This is a genomic window from Parapedobacter sp., assembly GCF_053550995.1.
The window spans coordinates 1-18,454 of the sequence record NZ_JBMQOC010000025.1; the positions used below are offsets into that span (position 1 = coordinate 1).

An 18,454-nucleotide genomic window follows, 5' to 3' on the forward strand; every position below is an offset into this window, starting at 1 on the left:
CATTGGATCTCTCCGCAGCATTCACTATAGTTAAGTCGAACTCGGAACGAGGGCCAAATTCCCGAATGATATGGGCCTTCCTGTCTGTTCTTTTCTTGAGATTTATAATATAAGTAGGGATCATTGTTTTGTATTTTGCTTGTCCACGCTCACTGTTAAATAGTGTAGTTAATTTCCAATGTATCTGTCAAAAATTTCAGAAATCTCTTCCGTATCCGGCCCCGGAGCATCGTTGTGCTTCAATATGCCTGTTTGGTCATATAGCAGGTAACGGGGAATCGATGTCAAGTTGATATCTCTAAGGTAGGTCGAATTTCTGTCGTTCGTCACAAGGAAATTATACGGTAAACCGGCCAGTCCTTCAGCATCTGAGGCCGCCTTCCATTCGTCAAACTTATCCTTTATGGCAAGATATATGAAGACGACTCCCCTGCTTGCATATTTTTCTCTCAGTGCTTTGGCCGCTGGCATCACTTCTCTACAGGGGCTACACCAGCTAGCCCAGAAATCTATATAGATCACCTTGCCCCTGTTGTCTTGTATAATCGACAGCAGGGTTGCGCTTGAGTCATTGTCCAAGGTCAATAAGCGTACATCATTCAACATGGGCTGCGCCCAATCATAGGCGTTTTTGACGTTGTTGATGAGCCACTCGTCCTGATACGTGCGAACAAACTGGTCGTAGCTTTTCTTAACAGCATCAACATCATATTTAGCGCGTACCATTTGATTCAAACAAGCAACCCTGAAATATTTTGCCAATGTATCGCTGTAGACTGACGGCAGCTCATCAAAGACATGACTTAAGTTTGCCCGTTCACCGGCAGGTAGAAACTGCTCAATCGAATCCAGCAGCCTTGCCTTATTGTGCTCAAACCCAAGATTGATGTAATGGCTGAAACGCGGATACAGGATGGTTGAATCATTGAAAAAGCGTTCCGAATTCATTTCTTGGACGATTCCCAGTTCGGGATATAGATAATCGAATATGTGCAGTTTGTTGAAATAGGTCCTTCGTAATTCATCGATCAACAGTTGGGACAAGGCGGGCTCGTCCACGTATCGCTGCGCTGCCCATTGGGCATTCTGGCCGTACAGCTCCCCTATCGCTTTGAGGCGCGATTTGATCAACCCAGCCTGGACACTGTCAAGTTTGTCTACTTTTTTTTCGATGTGACAGACCCGATCCTTTTGAAAGTCACCGCGGATATCAATACAACGCAAACCGTAAAAGGTTCCGAGCACCGGATCAGGAGTCAGAATTGATGTGCCTTCAATATAATACTGCAAATTAAAGGCTTCCGTTTCATTATTGTTGACACGCTTAGAATAGGTCCCTTTTTGAAAGTCGAGAAATACGGTATCCCCTTTTCTTACCAATAACGTGTCGTTATACATGTTTCGATGCATCACGGTCATCAAGTCCGCCTCATATACGGTGAGTTCTACCGTATCAGCCGTACCGTCAATTACCTTGCGCTCATTGCTTTTGTCAAAAGCCGGAAGGGATGAAATGGTAACAGGAATTCCTAAATCCGAATGCACGACGACCACGACCCGACCGAGCCGTTGGTCACGCGCCTTTTCCGCCGTTGGCTTTCTTTCAGCTTTACACCCTCCGCATGAAAATGCTACGGCCACCACGACAATAGCCAAAAGCCAAATGGGTCGGAAATTGCTCCTATTTATATTTTTCGGTGATTTCACGATTCCTAAGTATGTCCTATTAAAGCGAACCTAAAATTACAGGAATATAAGCGTAACAGTCTTACATCCCTGTAATAGGCAGTTTCATTACTTTAAAACCAAATTTTGACCCATTTACTAACCACGCGATCTACTGAAAAAAGGTTTTTTACAAGTCACCTTTCTCTCGCCTTATAATTTGATGTCTTTATTTGGCAGTAATAAACAACATTAACAGCTGGCACAGCAATATCCAGAAACATAATAGTTTCCGTCTGCGGTTGTTGCAGAACCATTGTACCAGTTTTGAGCGCTTCCGACCGAATGTCCGCATGTGCTCCCCGAATAGGTATTGCTTCCATCGGTAGTTCTGTAAAAAATACAACAACCACTTCCACCAACTATATTCTTCATTTGTTCCCGTGTTAAAACTTCACCGACATTTACGATATCTAATTTTAGCTTTTTCATGATAATCATTTTCAATTACGGCATCCTGTTTCTAACTTTATCAAGGTTCCGTAGGTTTACAACTCTATCGAATTTCTGGTCTGCTATAGTCGACCAGCCCTTGCCGTTGCCACCTCCTCGAGGCGGTGGCGGCATTTGCTTTTGCAGAGTCTGCCTTTTCCTAATACCTCCTTTTCATACTCCGGTTTTTTAGTAAGCATCGAATTCATCATAACCTCCTTACTTTGGGGTTATTCACGCAGGTTTTAAAAAATATTTCAAATCAGCTGGCGTATACATGCTAGGTAGCTGGTATCCATCCACGAAAAACGTAGGAGTGAAATGGATTTCCATCTTTTCGCACCATTTCCTCATTGCCTTGATGTCATTTCCCCTAGACTGCAGGGCGCCATTCATCGGGTATTTAGCTGCAAACACTGCATAATCTTTCTTCTTGGGTGAATACCAATCGTTCAATGCTCTCTTCAAAGTCTGCTCATCACCCTGTTGGAATATTTCAAGTAAATGATGCACAGGCGCAGCCCTAATATCTTTATCATCATCCATGGCAGTGAATATAATCCGTACCTGTACGTCCGGATTGATGCGCAAAATTTCTTCTATAAGGGGGTGAGCCTTAGCACACGGCCCGCAATAAGGGTTGCACACCTTAATAATCCGATGCTTTGCGTCTGGCCTACCGAGAGTAATACCCAATCCATTGTCGTCTTCGGTGACAGATCGCTGTTTTTCAAGCAACGATCTGAATATCTGATCATTGCGCTTTATCTTAGTCAGCTCTCTTCTATGATTTTCACCATCTTTCGCCCTTTTGAGAATGGGAATGATTAATAGGCCCCCTAAAAATGGAAGGGTAAAGCATATGACCAATGTGAGTACCGACGTAATTGAAAGTTGGGCATCCGCGACGAATGACTGCCCGAATATCAAAACCAATGCAGCTTGTGCCATAAGAACACCCTGTGTCGCCAGACACAGCGTGCACCATTGTTTAGCCACCCGCCATTGGTAGTATAATGAAAATATGGTATAACCCAATGCCAAACGACTTAACCACGAAAGCAGGTGTAACAATGGCGGGGTCGTTAGTCCTGTAATAAGAAGTGCAATCAAGGTACCCGCGAAGTAGGCGAACCCGATTAGCGACCAACTGACACCGAATATCTTTGAAACAGCTGAATCTAGCACGGCTCCACAGCTAAGATTCTTTGAACCTGAGCAAATCTGTTTCAATGCTGGATTATGCCGATTAATCTCAAAGAGAAGTAGCAGCATGCCCAAAATTGTACCAACTAAAGCAAGCAACAAGTAAGCGGTTGGAAAGATGGCAGCTACCCCATATTGCCATAATCCGAGAGCAACGGTACTGAACACAAATACTGGAATAATAGCGAAAACAGCTTTTCGAATAGTGGAGCCTCTGCGGGCGGTTTTCTTTTTTTTTCGGTAGTCTGGCTCACCGAAACCTTCCCTCCCAACAGCCACCAGTACAACTCCTCGGAATAAATCGATAAATTCATCGATAGTGGTTAGAATCCATTGATCCCTTTCGGGATGCAGATACGACAATTGTGCTTGTTTTTCTGGCCGCACTACCGTGAATACTTGTGCTCCTCCATTATTCAATCGGATCTGTGTGATGTAGGGTTGACCCAGTTCGCGCAATTGTTTTTCGTTTAATCGTGCAGCTACGGTTTCTGCACCAAAAGATTCCAGCGCATCGCTCAAGGCCAATAGGCTAGGATAATCCGGATGTCCCTCTACCGTTTTTCGAAGCGATGCGCGAGTGACTTCCAAACCTATTTCTCGTGCATAGTGCCAAGTAACTCGGTCAATATTCTCCGTGGGATATAATACATCGTCAATGATTGCTTCTATCGCGCTCATAATATCGGATCATCTACTCTCGGCTTAAACAATAGTTATAACATCAAATATACTTGTGAAAAAACGCAAATCCACTAAACGAAAGTTTAGTTTTCGAGTTTGCCATTATTGGAGCTCAAAAAGCCAACTGGTACCATAAATTTATTTCTGTAATAGAAATCCCATAAACCTTCATGGGTCATACGGATAGGAATAGTTTCAGAACCTAGATAATTTACTGAATTGCCCAAAGGACAGGCATTAATCCCCAAAGCTAGCAATACCCTAAGCAACTTACTATCACATTCAGCATAGGCTACGGCATTCTCACTCTCACATACAGGAGCGATTGCACAAGCCATCAGTTGTTTGAGGAGGTTAACATCTCTGACCCCCCTTTTTATTGCGAATCTCCCGATATGCCAAATAGACCTGCAATAAGGATCGCCATCGATATTTGAGGGGCTAATACCGAAAATCCGTCGAATAGGGAGTACATCCATATAGTTCCATTTCAATACTCTTATTGAGCCGACAATAGATCGATCGAAACTTCGTGACACGAATATTTGTGCATTATCAAAATAGCTGTGTTCTTCCACACATATGCTGTTAATTTCATGGCTACATCGCAAGAGGTCAGCACTTCCGAAATGATGTTTAAAATTCTCAGCGACCACAAATTTCGCTAGGTCAAGCAGTTCATTTGATGACAATTTTTCCAGGTTATAGTTTGAGTATTTCATAATCAGCGATTTACACCTAAAATACTAGGTTCAGTAAATCACCAGCTTACACAAAAGTGTAGTTTTCAAGCACGCAAAGACATTGTCATATTAACATAAAAAATGTTTACCTTTGGTATAAACCAACAAAAACCAGTTATGGCTGACATGACAGATTTCTTTTCGTCCAAGAATACGGTCAGGAAAGTAACTAAAGATGAAAAGACGCAGATAACCGACTATATGGATGTCGTTCTAGCATTCGCTAAAACAACTTATAACAGTATTTACATCATCGATTATGAAAAAAAAGGATTTGATTATGTGTCGGATAATCCATTGTTCTTATGTGGGCATACCGCTGATGAAGTCAAGGAACTCGGGTATAAATTTTATTTTCAACGCGTCATTCCGCAAGACTTGGACTTATTGATTAAAATCAACACCATAGGGTTTGATTTTTACGAACAAATACCTGTAAATGAGCGGAAAGAATACACCATATCCTACGATTTTCATATCAAAAGTCAAGAGGGAAAGGCCATCTTGATCCATCAAAAACTGACACCCATGTTTTTGACGAATGATGGCAAGATATGGAAAGCCTTGTGTATTGTTTCGCTGTCGTCTGAAAAAGAAGCCGGCCACATTAAAATCTACCGAATGGGAAGCAATCAGATACACGCCTATGATTTAACCGGCAATTTTTGGAAACTAGATGAAAAAGTAAAACTTTCCGACAGAGAAAGTGAAATATTACAATTGTCAACGCGCGGCTACACCATAAAAGAAATTGCTGAGGCGCTGTTTATCTCTGAAGACACCGTCAAATTTCATAAAAGGAACTTGTGTCATAAGCTGGACGTCAGCAATGTTTCTGAGGCCATAGCCTTTGCCACCAATAATAAGCTCGTTTAAAGATTATAGCCGCTTCGTCGCGGCAGCTGCCAACCGGATACGCGGCCAAGTCAACCGGATGGATGTCCAAACTCGACCAGTGTCGCCGGATCGAACAAGCAAGACCAGGCCGTCCAATCGGTGTCGCGTACGTCCAAGCCCCTCCAATCCCACGTTCAAGGCACTACCTCCAAAGAAAAGCATATCTGGCCAAGTTGGACGGGGTTTATCATCCTACTTGTAGTTGGCGTTGGGATCGTAATGCTATGGTTGGTATCAGTTAACAAGCAGCAAATAATTGAGATCAGCCGCATGATCGTCCATGCCAAGCACATAAAAAAAGCGGCCGAAGCCGCTTCCTCTTTTTAATCGTTGATGGCTTTCACGCCAGGTAGTTCCTTGCCTTCCATGTATTCCAGCAGGGCACCACCCCCGGTACTCACGTAGCTCACATGTTCGGTCATACCAAACTTGCTTACCGCGGCTGCGGAGTCGCCCCCGCCGATCAGCGAAAATGCACCCCGTTCGGTAGCCGCCACCACGGCATCGGCGACCGCGCGCGTACCTTTGGCAAACTTGTCCATCTCAAATACACCCATGGGGCCGTTCCACAAAATCGTGTTGGAAGCCAGGATCACTTGGGCAAAATGCTCGCCCGATTCCTTGCCGATGTCCAACCCCATCTTATCGGCGGGAATTTGGTCGTTCGGACCATCGTATGCCGGCGAATCCGGCGCGAACCTGTCGGCAATCTGGCAATCGGTGGGCAATACGAGGTTTACCCCTTTCTTTTTCGCCTTCTTCACCAGATCATTCGCCAGGTCGAGTTTATCCAGCTCCACCAGCGACTGGCCAATCTCGCCGCCACGTGCTTTTACAAAGGTATAAGCCATGCCGCCGCCAATAATGAGGTTATCCACCTTATCAAGCAGCGCCTCGATCAATTCGAGCTTGTCGGACACCTTTGCCCCGCCCATAATGGCGGTAAACGGACGCTGTGGATTATTCAGTACGCGCTCTGCGTTGCCCACTTCAGCTGCCATAAGGTACCCGAAGTATTTAGCATTTGGAAAGAACTGCGCAATCACGGCCGTTGAAGCATGTGCCCGGTGGGCAGTACCGAATGCGTCGTTGACATACACGTCGCCGAGCTTAGCCAACTTCTCGGCAAAACCGGCATCGCCTTTTTCCTCTTCCTTATAAAAACGGAGATTCTCCAAAAGGAGCACTTCGCCCGGCTTCAGTGCCGCAGCCTTGGCGTACGCGCCGTCGCCGATGCAATCGTCGGCAAACTGCACGTCAACACCCAATACGCCCGAGAGGTGGGCGACGATGTGTTTCAGGGAAAATTTTTCTGAAGGCCCTTCCTTGGGCCTACCGAGGTGCGACATCAGGATGACAGCCCCCCCATCGTTCAAGATTTTCTTGATGGTCGGTGTTGCCCCCTGTATGCGGTTATCGTCGGTGATGGCGTAATGTTCATCCAGGGGTACGTTGAAGTCTACCCGTATCAATGCTTTCTTCCCGGAAAAATCTAAATCGTCTATCGTCTTCATGCTATCTATAATGCTAATGATGTAAGGGGAACAAAGCTACTATAAGTATTGGAAAATCAAAACACTTCGTAGCTATACCGTTGTGCCGCGGCCCATGCATCTCGGTTTAGCGCGGTCTCGATACCCCGCTCATCGAGCAGCTCCAGCAATGTTTCCGTAGCGATGTTACCGGTCAGTTTATCCGCAGCCATCGGACATCCGCCGAAACCACGGAGCGCGGTATCAAAGCGGACACATCCCGCATCAAGTGCGGCAACCAATTTCTGGCGACCTGTCGCTGGCGTACTATGCAAGTGTAACCCCAGTTCGATATCGGGGAACGTGTCATGCAAATACGGATACAGCGAAGTGATGGTCTCCGGCGTGGAATTCCCCACCGTATCTGCCAGTGCAAAATGGCGGATTCCCATGGCCACCAGCTTCTCCGTATAGTCGGCCACGATGGCCGGGCTCCATGGGTCACCATATGGATTCCCAAAGCCCATGGAGAGATACACAAGCGGAGTGCGGCCATGGGCCTGGCATATCATGGCGATTTGTTTAACGGTATCGAGGGCTTGTAGGATCCCCGTGTTGGCATTGCGCTGTTGAAAGGTCTCGGAAACCGAAAAAGGGAAGCCGAGCACCTTCACCCGGCCATGCCGGACCGCCGCCTCCGCCCCACGCACATTGGCAACGATGGCGAGAAGTTCCGTGGAGCTTTCCGTTCCCTCTAAAGCGCCATCCAAGCGGTCCAGCACCTCAGCGGTATCCCGCATTTGGGGAATGGCGTTGGGCGACACGAAACTACCGAAATCGAGCCGGTCGAATCCCACACCGAGGAGCAGTTCCATATACGCCGCTTTGGTCGCCGTGGGAATAAAACGGTGCAATCCTTGCATGGCATCGCGCGGGCATTCGGTAATCGACACCATGGCGTCAATAGATCTCCATGGTAAACGGAAGCCGCGCCTGTATACCACGCACCTGCAATGCGGCTTTCGCTTGCTCATAATACCGGTAGTGTTCGCCCAACTCACGCTTACTGAGCCACGTGCTGATCCGGTCGGCAGAGCCGCCTAACAATGCCTCGAACGGACTCTTGATAGCCGGGTAGGTGACCACGCGGTAGGTTTCCAAGCCGGCCTTATCCGCGGCAGCGGCAATCGCATCGTCCATGCTGCCCAAGCGATCTACCAATCCGTGTTCCACGGCCTGCTGTCCGCTCCATACGCGCCCCTGCCCAATGCTATCCACTTGTGCCTTGGATAAGCCACGGCCATCGGCCACGCGTTGCAGGAACGTATCGTAGATCTGATTGACCTGCATTTGGAGGATCTGTCGTTCATCGGCCGTGAGCGGCCGGTCCACATTCGCCAGGAAGTCGGCATATTTACCCGTTTTCACCTCATCAAAGGTAATACCCAGCTTGTCGTTATACAGTTCCTGCATATTGGGGATCAGGCCGAACACACCGATGGAACCGGTGATGGTGTTGGGTTCGGCAAAAATGGAATCGGCCGCCGCTGAAATGTAATACCCTCCCGAGGCCGCCACATCGCCCATGGATACGATAATCGGCTTTTCCTGGCTCAACAGCTCCACTTCGCGCCAGATGACGTCTGAGGCTAGGGCGCTACCGCCGGGCGAATTAACGCGGAACACCACCGCTTTCACTTTATCATCGCGGCGTACCTTGCGCAGCTCGCGCGATATGCGTTCTGAGCCGATCATGTCGTCGGTGCCTTCGCCCGACACGATGCTACCTACCGCGTACACCACGGCAACACGTTCGCGGACAGATGCACTCACCGATTTCGCTGTAGGCTTATATTTCAAGATCGACACGACATTCAAATCTTTTTCCTGATCCACGTTGAGCGAGTCTTTCAACTCGGCCAAAAACTCGTCCTTGTAGCGTTTACCGTCGGCCAACCCATAGGTCACCGCATCGTCGGCGGTACGTACCAGGTAACCATCGGCAATGGTGCGCAATGAATCGATCGCCATGCCGCGGCTCGCGCCGATCTGGGCAATGAAATGATCGTATATGCTCCCCAAGAAAGAGCTGACCTGCTCCCTGTTGGCATCGCTCATCTTGTCCAATACAAACGGCTCTACGGCACTTTTGAATGTCCCCACTTTCACCACCTGTGCTTCAACACCCAACTTATCCAGCGTGCCCTTCAAAAAGGCGGTCTGCGAGGCAAGGCCCCTGAAGTCTATCGATCCTTCCGGATTGATATAAACCCGATCGGCCGTTGAGGCCAGGTAATAGGCGCGTTGGGTGTAGCCTTCACTATACGCAACGATGAATTTACCGGACTCTTTGAAGTCGAGCAGGGCATCGCGGATTTCCTGCAGCGTGGCAAAGCTGGCCGCTACGGAAGAAAGGTCGAGGCAAATACCTTCGATGCGTTCATCGTCCTTGGCGGCATCTATGCGTTTAAGTATGTCGTTCAGTCCGAAACTCTTTACCGTGATGAATCCGGGCAAATCGAGCTCTTCGAACGGGTCGGGGATCGTTCGCTCCGTGATCTCGTGCTTAAGGTCGATCAGCAGCAAGGAGTTGGCCGCAACGACGGTTTCTTTCTCTGCGCTCATGGAGGTCACCAGGGCACCGATGATGATTAACCCCACCACGAACAACAGGATGAACGAAATGACGATACCGGTTACGGTAGCGAGCACGTATTTGAAAAATGATTTCATATGCAATTCTATTATTAAAAAGGTGTTCAAACTTAGAAAAACTTCACTGTATTGACAAATGGCGTACGTCTCGCCACGGTAGGGATTGGACGATGGTACCGCCGATTCGTTACAATGCTATTTATTTGGATATAAATAGCCGTTTCCCTAAGTTTGCCTATCGAAACCGATCGATATCGCTTGTATGCTGGTTACCACGGACGCCTATTTATTATTGGGTACAAACATGGGCAACAGAGTTGCCCAATTAAGCCGCGCACGCCGCGAAATAGCTAGTGAAATCGGAACCTTGTGCCGCATCTCGTCAATCTACGAAACGGAAGCCTGGGGCAATGAAGGGCAACCTAGTTTCCTCAACCAGGCAGTATGGGTTGCAACACCACTGAAACCACGGTCGTTGCTTCGGGAGATCAACGCCATCGAAAAGCGGTTGGGGCGCGTACGCGTAGATAAATGGGAATCGCGGTTGATTGACATCGATATTTTGTACTATGATGGTGCTGTCGTCAATGAGGCGAACCTACAGATACCGCATCCCTATTTGCCAGACCGCCGATTTGCATTAACACCATTGCAAGAAATCGCACCAGGATTCATCCACCCCGTATTAGGGAAGACAAGCTGCGAGCTACTGGATGAGACTTCCGATCAGCTTGCCGTACGACTTTTTAATCCGGACACCTATGAACAACATGAACTTTGAACAGGCCGACCTGACCTACCTGATGGATCTTTCGAGCGGCAACACGCAACTTATCCGTGAAATACTAGAGCTTTTCATCAAACAGACCCCCGTGGATGTGGCACTGCTTGCCGCCTATGTGGAACAAGAGGACTGGGAACACGCCTATAAGCAGGCCCACCATATCAAGCCGACACTCGCGTATGTGGGTGCCAACCCTATGCGCCAGGAATTGCAGGAAATCGAAGATGATGCGAAACACCGTCAAAATGTTGATGCCATTGCTGGCAAACTCGCCACGATGCTGCCGAGGCTGGACGTGCTTTACGGGGAATTGCGTGCGTACTTGAAAACGATTGACTGACGGCGCTGGCCGTGACTTACTGCCGCTGCCGGAAGTGGATATAGGAAAACAAAAAATAAAGTGCCAGCACCAACGGGGCAGCCGCAAACTTCAATACCGCCACCAACACCGCACTAACCAGCAGAAAGGTGAATTTCCAGCCGTTTTCATGCCATGAAAACGAATTGATTTTCAAGGAGAAAAGCCGCACATTACTGACCAATAACAGAGAAGTCACCACGATACTGCTTATCAAGAAGGCCGGATGGTATACAATGGCTCCGTACGTTGCCGCTATGAAAGGAAGCGAAATCACATAAAAGGCATTCATCGGCGTATTGAGGCCAACAAAATCCGTCGACTGCCGATCGTCGATATTGAATTTCGCCAATCGGAGTGCCGAAAACACCGTTACCAGAAACCCGAAATAAGGCACGTAGGTATGGCCTGGCCATGCCGACCCCAGCAAGCTATAGAGTACGGCTCCGGGCAGGAAACCGAAGCTAATTACGTCGGCCAACGAATCGAGTTCCTTTCCAATGGTCGATTTCACGTGCAGCACGCGCGCGGCCAACCCATCGAAGAAATCAAAAATCCCCGACGCAAGCACACAATAAGCGGCCACCTCTAGCTGGCCCGCGAAGGCGAAGGTCACGCCAACACAACCGCTGAATAGGTTCAGGCAGGTTATAAAATTGGGAATATGTGCTTTCATAAAATATGGCTGTAGCAAGCATGCTACAGCCATTATCAATGATTAACCATTCATGCTGATGAGGAACTCTTCGTTGGATTTGGTTCCGCGCATCTGCGACAACAAGAATTCCATGGCTTCCATCGAATTCATATCGGCCAAATGATTACGCAGTACCCATATCCGTTGCAGCGTCTCCCGATCGTTCAACAGGTCGTCCCTACGTGTACTCGACGCAATAAGGTCGATGGCGGGGAATACCCGTTTGTTGGAGAGTTTCCGGTCGAGCTGCAGTTCCATGTTACCCGTTCCCTTGAATTCCTCGAATATCACCTCGTCCATTTTAGAACCTGTATCAATCAGTGCCGTTGCCAATATGGTCAATGAACCCCCGTGTTCGATATTACGTGCGGCACCAAAGAAACGTTTCGGTTTGTGTAGCGCATTGGCATCCACACCGCCCGAGAGGATCTTACCCGATGCGGGCGCTACCGTATTGTACGCCCGGGCCAATCGCGTGATCGAATCCAGCAAAATGACCACGTCATGCCCGCACTCTACCATGCGTTTGGCCTTTTCCAACACGATATTTGCAATCTTCACGTGCCTGTCAGCCGGCTCATCGAACGTAGAGGACACCACTTCCGCACGTACGCTCCGGGCCATATCCGTCACTTCTTCCGGACGTTCGTCGATCAGGAGGATGATCAGGTATACCTCGGGGTGATTTTTTGCAATAGCGTTGGCAACATCCTTGAGCAACATCGTCTTACCCGTTTTGGGTTGGGCCACGATCAATCCGCGCTGGCCTTTACCGATGGGTGTGAACAGGTCCATGATCCGCGTCGAATAATTTCCCGGCCCGGTAAAGAGGTTCAACCGTTCGGTTGGGAACAACGGCGTCAGGAAATCAAAGGGCACGCGGTCGCGCACCTCCGCCGGGTTCTGGCCATTGATGGCTTCTACACGAACCAACGGGAAATATTTCTCGCCTTCTTTCGGTGGCCGGATGCTCCCGCGCACGGTATCACCCGTTTTGAGGCCGAAAAGTTTGATCTGCGATTGCGATACATAAATATCATCCGGCGAGGTCAGGTAATTGTAGTCTGAAGACCGGAGGAAACCATATCCATCGGGCATAATTTCCAGCACGCCTTCATTGACGATGACATTGTCGAAGTCGAGGCTTCCGGCGGGGCCTTCCATTTTGGTTCCATTAGCAGGTTTCGATACGGCTGCTTCGGGTCGGTTATCCACCGGGGCGGTCGTTTCGCGGCTATCGGCCGAAAAATCGTCGCGTGTATTGCGCACACTGATCGGCTCGGCCGATTTCATGGTACGGGTGCGTTTCCGGGGGCGCTCGCCTACCGCTTCGGGGGCATCCGCTGTGGCGGTTTCCGCTTCCGAGGCAGCGTTTTTGGCTTCCTCCTCACCCGTTTCGACAATTTTGGCCACCAGCTCTTGCTTCCGAAGCTTCTCTACGTCTGCGATACCGATTAACTTCGCTATTTCACGTAACTCAGACACGAGTTTCGCGTTCAGTTCATTAATATTCATTCAACTAAAAAATATAAATAATATATGGATTTGCTGTTATACAAAGAAATTCATCCACCTCGTGCAGCCGTCCATTTCCAAACAGTAGTGATTCAGCATTTAATCTTCAGAAATCAAAGAATTTTCGACGAAGTATCTAGGATAAACTTTGAGAATACTGCGCAAAGTAACGTATTCCATTTGTCTTTTCAAAAAAATATTAAAAAAATAATGGCCGGCCCCAACAACCAAAAGAAAATGCAGCTTGCATACCCTCTTACGGCGTTTAAAAAAAAGCTTAAATAACATGCTGTATTTCAAATAGGTAAAACGATTTATTACCTAACCCAACAGAAAAGTCCCGAAAAAGTTTGAATAATTGTTTTAAAAACCCCTAAGTTAGGCGAAAATTTCGCTAACCTAGCATGTGAAACAATGACAAGCAATTCAAATAAAAGCTACGCATCAGCGTTGTATTCGCTTACCATGGTATTTTTCTTCTGGGGGTTCCTGGCGGGAGCCAACGGTGTATTCATCCCCTTTTGCAAATCGCATTTCGACCTGACCCAATTCGAATCGCAGCTGATAGACTCGGCGTTTTACGGCGCCTATTATATCGGGTCTTTATTGTTGTACCTCTATTCGAGCGGCGTGGGGTATGACTTCCTCAACCGCATCGGTTATAAAAAAGGTATTATCTACGGTTTGCTCATCTCCGTAGTGGGTGCCTTGTTTATGATCCCGGCGGTAATGAGTTCGGAGTACCTGTTCATCCTGATGGCGTTCTTCGTCATCGCACTTGGGTTTTCGTTGCAGCAAACGGCGGCAAATCCGTTTGCCGTGGCACTCGGCGACCCCGCCACAGGGGCACACCGTCTCAGCCTCGCGGGTGGCGTCAACTCCTTCGGCACGACCATTGGCCCGATCATTATCACCCTCATCCTATTCGGCACGGTAGTGGCCACACCCGATCAGGTTGCCAATGCACCGATCAGTTCCATTAACATCCTTTATATCATCCTGGCAGGTGTATTTTTGCTGGTCGCTGGCTTCTTTGCCATCCGCAATATGCCGCGCGTCACTTCAGACGACGAGCCCGAGCGCAGCAACAAGCTTACCAAGGCACTCGTCGCCATCACGTTGTCCGTGTTGGCACTCATCCTGATTGGCTTCCTCCTTCCCGAACGGTTCGGGCATGAAGCGACCTTGGCCCTACTCATTATCGCGTTGCTCGCCGTCGTAACGATCCTGTTCTTATCCAATGGCTCAGCCCAGAAGAATGGTGACGGCTGGGGCGCCATGAAATACCCCCAGCTTACGCTGGGCATGATTGCCATTTTTGTGTACGTGGGTGTAGAAGTAACCATACAGAGCAACCTGGGGGCTTTATTGAAAACGCCCGAATTCGGCGGCCATGACGAATCCCAGATCTCGCATTTCATTTCGTTGTATTGGGGTAGCCTGATGATCGGCCGCTGGATGGGGGCTGTTACGGTGTTCAAGACCAGCAGGCGCATGCAACTCATATTAACCATATTGGTTCCTTACCTCGCCTTCGGTGTCATCCTGCTGGTTAACTGGATCAGCGGACGCGATGTATCCGACCTATATATATATGCCATCTGTATCGCCGTGATGATCGGAGCCAATTTCTGGGCCCAAGCCAGACCGGCCAAATTGCTCATGGCGCTCGGTATACTGGGTGCCATCGCCATGCTCATCGGGCTTTATACCGACGGCGAAGTCGGCATCTTTGCATTCATCAGCGGTGGCTTGGTCTGCTCCATCATGTGGCCCAGCATCTTTGCGCTGAGCATCACCGGGCTCGGAAAATACACCAGCCAAGGGTCTGCGCTACTGATCATGATGATCCTGGGCGGCGCCATCATTCCACCGTTGCAGGGCAGTATAGCGGATGTGCTGCATGATATCCATCTGTCGTATTGGGTTCCGGTGGCGTGCTTTGCCTACCTGGCGTTCTTTGCGTGGAAGGTATCGGGCATCCTGAAAAAACAGGGATACGACATCGAAAGCATCCATACCGAGGGCGGCCACTAGCTGAATATGCGCCCATGTTGCACTATTTTTGAAATAAGGAAGTCGATAATGTCATTATTTTCGGGGAAAACCGTATTTTCGGCGCACATAATTGAATGAATATCATTAAACTGGAAAAAAACCAACAAAACTAACACCCAACAAATGATTATAATTGCAGACGGAGGATCGACCAAAACCAATTGGTGCTTGCTGGACAACGCTGGGAAAAAAGTGTATTTCAACACAGAGGGGTACAACCCTTATTTCGTAGATAGCGAATATATCGTAAACTCACTCAGGAAGGGGCTGCCCAAGGATTTACCGTACAATGAGGTAACCGAAGTGAACTATTACGGCGCGGGTGTACATAACGAAGAAAAAGCCAATATTGTTGTCGAAGCGTTGGAGAAAGTGTTCGTCAACTCGAAGGTTTTCGTAGGGCACGACCTGCTGGCCGCCGCACGCGCCTTGCTGGGCGACCAACCGGGCTTCGCCGCGATTCTCGGCACGGGCACCAACACCTGTATCTACGATGGCAAAGACGTCGCCCACAATATCGATTCGGCGGCCTATATACTAGGCGACGAGGGCAGCGGTTGCTATATCGGCAAGAAACTGCTTACCGACTACATCCGTGGCTTTATGCCCGAAGATGTACGGGAAGTTTTCTGGGAAACCTATAAATTGACGCCCGACGACGTGATGGACGCCGTTTATACCAAACCGTTGGCCAACCGTTTCTGTGCTAGTTTCAGCAAATTCGTATACGATGTATCGGTCAATATCAACTATACCCGGGGCATCGTGCAGGCGGCATTCGACGACTTTTTCCGCAACCTCGTATCGCGCTACCCCGATTACCAAAACCATACGTTCAACTGTATCGGCTCCGTCGGTTACAACTTCAGGAATGTGTTGGAAGAAACCGCGAACCAGTATGGCATGAAAGTGGGACGTATCATACGGTCGCCGATAGACGATCTCGTGCAATACCACATTAATAAATCGGCCCAGTAATATGGTGGATGGCGGCTTAAAAAAGGCCGCCTAATCCACCCAGCATGTCTTTCGCCGCGCCTTGCATCTCGGCTTGGCTCACGTTTTCGGCCTGTTTCATGGCATTGTTGATGGCTACGGCCAGCAATTCTTCCAATTGTTCCCTGTCTACATGGGCAAGGAACGCCGGGTCGATACGTACATCCGTCACCTCCCTATTGGCGGTGGCGATTACTTTGATGGCGCCGCCCTCGGCCTCGCCGGCTACCATCACCTGGTCAAGCCGCTTTTTTATTTCTTCAGCCTTCTGTTGGGCTGCCATTAATTTATCAAACATAGTGCTTTTGTTTCACGGGCTAAGGTAAGGAATCCGGGGAAGAAACAGAAAATTACTGCTTACGCTGGCGCCCCGCCATGATGATGGCAATTACCAATGAAATCACCGCACCGATAATGGCCATGGAAAACGCTGATACGAACAGGTAATTGGGCAATGCATACCGTTTCGCAGCCAATGAAGGGGTCATCGCGTTTGACTCAATGGCGTATTGGGCCATGTTACCCAAAAAAGCGGGATTGACGAATGTGCAGAAAACCAGCCATACTACCGGACTTAGTACGGCGACCACTGCCGTAATCGCCAAACCTTTCCATAGGGCTCTACGGAAACGCATACCTTTAGCAGGCGTTTCTTCACCCGCACAGATGCCCACGTACATGATGCCGACCGACGGAACCGCAAAGAAATAAGATAAATATTCGTGGTAGCGGATATAGCGGTCGTGGAGTCCCAATACCGTTTCCAACAACGCCCAAAGGAAGATGGCCGACGCAAAAAGTAATCCGTAACGGAGGGCGTTCATCATCATTTTTTGTCTATCCATCCTGCTTTCCCCGTACCCGCAAGTATACCACACTGTTATGCGGTAGCCCGAGGGTCGTTGCCGGGGTAACGTCGAGCAGGTGCTGCAGGTAGACATCTACAATGCCTTCGAGTACACGCCGCCTTGATTCCACAAACTCCGGCATCACGAAAAACTTGCCCAGGCGCAATTTGCCATCGGGCCCCACGAGAACGGAAAACGTATGGTAAAAATCCTTGTAGGCCCGGTGGATCGTGATATCGTATTCCGGATATAGGTATTCATAGGCCGACGATTGGCTCATCAACGCGAGGCTGTCGTACTGCCGGCGCTCGATTTCGAGCATCTCACTTTTGCTCGCCAGTTTGGGGTAATTCTTGGATGAATACGAGCTATCTACATCGTCGAGGTTCCGGTTGGCACGTTGCACCATCTGCTGCACAAACAAGGTATCCTGCCGGCGTGGCTCGCGCAGCCGCTCCAACGATGTACCCAATCCATGGAGGTAATCTTTGGCATAGAAACGCATATATACGTTGGAGCGCATCTTGTTCACCCGCAGCCCATCAAGGCTCAGCCGCTGCAACATGAGGCTATCCCTGTTGAGGTCGACGACCTTCCAGCTCTCACGTGCAAAGTGGAAAAAGGAGTCGTGATCGTGCGTGATCTCAAAATTGAACGACGAGTCACTTCCGGGCACATAAATCTGGACGGCATCTTCACGCGTAAACTTGATATGCCATTCTGCCTCCTGTACAAAACCGATCGAGTCGTATGCCAGGCCGTTGTCGAACGAACGCCTCACCTCATAGAAATCGATACCTACTATCGGCTTGAACGAAGGCCGGCGCGGATCGTGGTTCTCATCCTCGGCCGTACCCCTACAGCCCGAAAAAAAGCACCCCAGCAAAATAAGGATGCAGCCAAGCGGTATGATGATGTGGTCTTTGATTTGCATGCGCCGCTAACCTAAGACAATTGCACATAAAATACAATAAATTTTGCTGTTACATTCATAAAAATGTTTCGCCAAGTTATGCGATTATTCCGTAGATTAGTAGGTGCCATTTATTTAGCCCGTCTATGAACATATAAACACTATTTATCATGTTTAAACAGAACAATCAATATAACCTATATATATTTGTGTGTACTCACTAAAATAACAATAGCATGGAAGAGAACAAGGGAAAACTAACCAGACAGACCGGGGCTCCGGTTCCAGACAACCAAAACTCGCAGACGGCCGGTCCGAGGGGTCCGCTCCTCATGCAAGATTTTTGGTTCCTCGAAAAAATGGCCAATTTTGATCGGGAGGTCATCCCCGAGCGGCGCATGCATGCGAAAGGTTCGGGGGCTTTTGGCACGTTTACCGTTACACACGACATCACCCCCTACACCAAAGCCG

At 48.8% G+C, this 18,454-nt stretch carries 18 protein-coding genes; 7 read left to right on the forward strand and 11 right to left on the reverse strand.

The features are described from left to right. Window positions 1–168 precede the first annotated feature (168 nt). From ACO1NT_RS04165 to ACO1NT_RS04175, 3 genes are all read right to left on the reverse strand, one after another. Window positions 169–1,707, reverse strand: a complete 1,539-nt coding sequence (locus ACO1NT_RS04165) for a TlpA family protein disulfide reductase (protein ID WP_449047142.1) — start codon at window positions 1,705–1,707, stop codon at window positions 169–171. A gap of 684 nt (window positions 1,708–2,391) precedes the next feature. Next, the gene (locus ACO1NT_RS04170) at window positions 2,392–4,044 is read right to left on the reverse strand and encodes a vitamin K epoxide reductase family protein (protein ID WP_449047143.1); all 1,653 of its coding nucleotides are present in this window, start codon (window positions 4,042–4,044) and stop codon (window positions 2,392–2,394) included. An 86-nt stretch (window positions 4,045–4,130) separates the two neighbouring features. Continuing rightward, a complete protein-coding gene (locus ACO1NT_RS04175) occupies window positions 4,131–4,769 on the reverse strand; it encodes a hypothetical protein (protein WP_449047144.1) in 639 nt (212 codons plus the stop codon). A 138-nt stretch (window positions 4,770–4,907) separates the two neighbouring features. On the opposite strand from ACO1NT_RS04175, the gene ACO1NT_RS04180 reads away from it, so the two are divergent. Then, window positions 4,908–5,666 (forward strand): response regulator transcription factor, encoded by a 759-nt coding sequence (locus tag ACO1NT_RS04180; protein ID WP_449047145.1) that lies wholly within the window; start codon window positions 4,908–4,910, stop codon window positions 5,664–5,666. Between the two features lie 344 nt (window positions 5,667–6,010). Here ACO1NT_RS04180 and ACO1NT_RS04185 read toward each other — a convergent pair whose 3' ends face one another. The 3 genes from ACO1NT_RS04185 to sppA are packed head-to-tail and all read right to left on the reverse strand — an operon-like array spanning window position 6,011 to window position 9,892. Next, complete coding sequence (locus ACO1NT_RS04185; RefSeq protein ID WP_449047146.1) at window positions 6,011–7,201, reverse strand: phosphoglycerate kinase; 1,191 nt, start codon at window positions 7,199–7,201, stop codon at window positions 6,011–6,013. 56 nt (window positions 7,202–7,257) lie between these two features. Continuing rightward, window positions 7,258–8,115, reverse strand: a complete 858-nt coding sequence (locus ACO1NT_RS04190; protein ID WP_449047147.1) for a hydroxymethylglutaryl-CoA lyase — start codon at window positions 8,113–8,115, stop codon at window positions 7,258–7,260. A gap of 4 nt (window positions 8,116–8,119) precedes the next feature. Beyond that, window positions 8,120–9,892, reverse strand: coding sequence for a signal peptide peptidase SppA (gene sppA, locus ACO1NT_RS04195; RefSeq protein ID WP_449047148.1), 1,773 nt, complete (start codon window positions 9,890–9,892; stop codon window positions 8,120–8,122). Between the two features lie 184 nt (window positions 9,893–10,076). Here sppA and folK point away from each other — a divergent pair, with 184 nt between their 5' ends. Both folK and ACO1NT_RS04205 read left to right on the forward strand, forming a co-directional pair. Further along, window positions 10,077–10,595 carry a 2-amino-4-hydroxy-6-hydroxymethyldihydropteridine diphosphokinase gene (gene folK / locus ACO1NT_RS04200; RefSeq protein WP_449047149.1) on the forward strand — a complete coding sequence of 173 codons (519 nt, stop codon included), beginning with the start codon at window positions 10,077–10,079 and terminating at the stop codon, window positions 10,593–10,595. Beyond that, window positions 10,576–10,938 carry an Hpt domain-containing protein gene (locus ACO1NT_RS04205; protein ID WP_449047150.1) on the forward strand — a complete coding sequence of 121 codons (363 nt, stop codon included), beginning with the start codon at window positions 10,576–10,578 and terminating at the stop codon, window positions 10,936–10,938. The genes folK and ACO1NT_RS04205 overlap by 20 nt, the downstream gene beginning before the upstream one ends. A 16-nt stretch (window positions 10,939–10,954) precedes the next feature. Here the strand turns inward: ACO1NT_RS04205 and ACO1NT_RS04210 are convergent, their stop codons facing one another. Beyond that, on the reverse strand, window positions 10,955–11,632 hold the full coding sequence (locus ACO1NT_RS04210) for a CDP-alcohol phosphatidyltransferase family protein (RefSeq protein WP_449047151.1): 678 nt from the start codon (window positions 11,630–11,632) through the stop codon (window positions 10,955–10,957). Between the two features lie 42 nt (window positions 11,633–11,674). Further along, entirely contained in the window at window positions 11,675–13,168 is a 1,494-nt protein-coding gene (gene rho, locus ACO1NT_RS04215; protein WP_449047152.1) for a transcription termination factor Rho, read from the reverse strand. Window positions 13,169–13,192: 24 nt separating this feature from the next. On the opposite strand from rho, the gene ACO1NT_RS04220 reads away from it, so the two are divergent. The 3 genes from ACO1NT_RS04220 to ACO1NT_RS04230 all read left to right on the forward strand — a co-directional run bounded on the left by ACO1NT_RS04220 (window position 13,193) and on the right by ACO1NT_RS04230 (window position 16,204). Continuing rightward, window positions 13,193–13,453 carry a hypothetical protein gene (locus ACO1NT_RS04220; RefSeq protein ID WP_449047153.1) on the forward strand — a complete coding sequence of 87 codons (261 nt, stop codon included), beginning with the start codon at window positions 13,193–13,195 and terminating at the stop codon, window positions 13,451–13,453. A gap of 129 nt (window positions 13,454–13,582) precedes the next feature. After that, entirely contained in the window at window positions 13,583–15,205 is a 1,623-nt protein-coding gene (locus ACO1NT_RS04225) for an MFS transporter (protein ID WP_449047154.1), read from the forward strand. A gap of 144 nt (window positions 15,206–15,349) precedes the next feature. Continuing rightward, window positions 15,350–16,204 (forward strand): N-acetylglucosamine kinase, encoded by an 855-nt coding sequence (locus ACO1NT_RS04230; RefSeq protein ID WP_449047155.1) that lies wholly within the window; start codon window positions 15,350–15,352, stop codon window positions 16,202–16,204. Between the two features lie 16 nt (window positions 16,205–16,220). Here the strand turns inward: ACO1NT_RS04230 and ACO1NT_RS04235 are convergent, their stop codons facing one another. The 3 genes from ACO1NT_RS04235 to ACO1NT_RS04245 are packed head-to-tail and all read right to left on the reverse strand — an operon-like array spanning window position 16,221 to window position 18,004. Beyond that, a complete protein-coding gene (locus ACO1NT_RS04235; RefSeq protein ID WP_449047156.1) occupies window positions 16,221–16,520 on the reverse strand; it encodes a YbaB/EbfC family nucleoid-associated protein in 300 nt (99 codons plus the stop codon). A 52-nt stretch (window positions 16,521–16,572) separates the two neighbouring features. After that, window positions 16,573–17,067, reverse strand: coding sequence for a DUF4199 domain-containing protein (locus ACO1NT_RS04240; RefSeq protein WP_449047157.1), 495 nt, complete (start codon window positions 17,065–17,067; stop codon window positions 16,573–16,575). Then, window positions 17,060–18,004 (reverse strand): hypothetical protein, encoded by a 945-nt coding sequence (locus ACO1NT_RS04245; protein WP_449047158.1) that lies wholly within the window; start codon window positions 18,002–18,004, stop codon window positions 17,060–17,062. The genes ACO1NT_RS04240 and ACO1NT_RS04245 overlap by 8 nt, the downstream gene beginning before the upstream one ends. Before the next feature lie 215 nt (window positions 18,005–18,219). Here ACO1NT_RS04245 and ACO1NT_RS04250 point away from each other — a divergent pair. Next, the coding region (locus tag ACO1NT_RS04250; protein WP_449047159.1) for a catalase at window positions 18,220–18,454 on the forward strand (235 nt) is incomplete at its 3' end.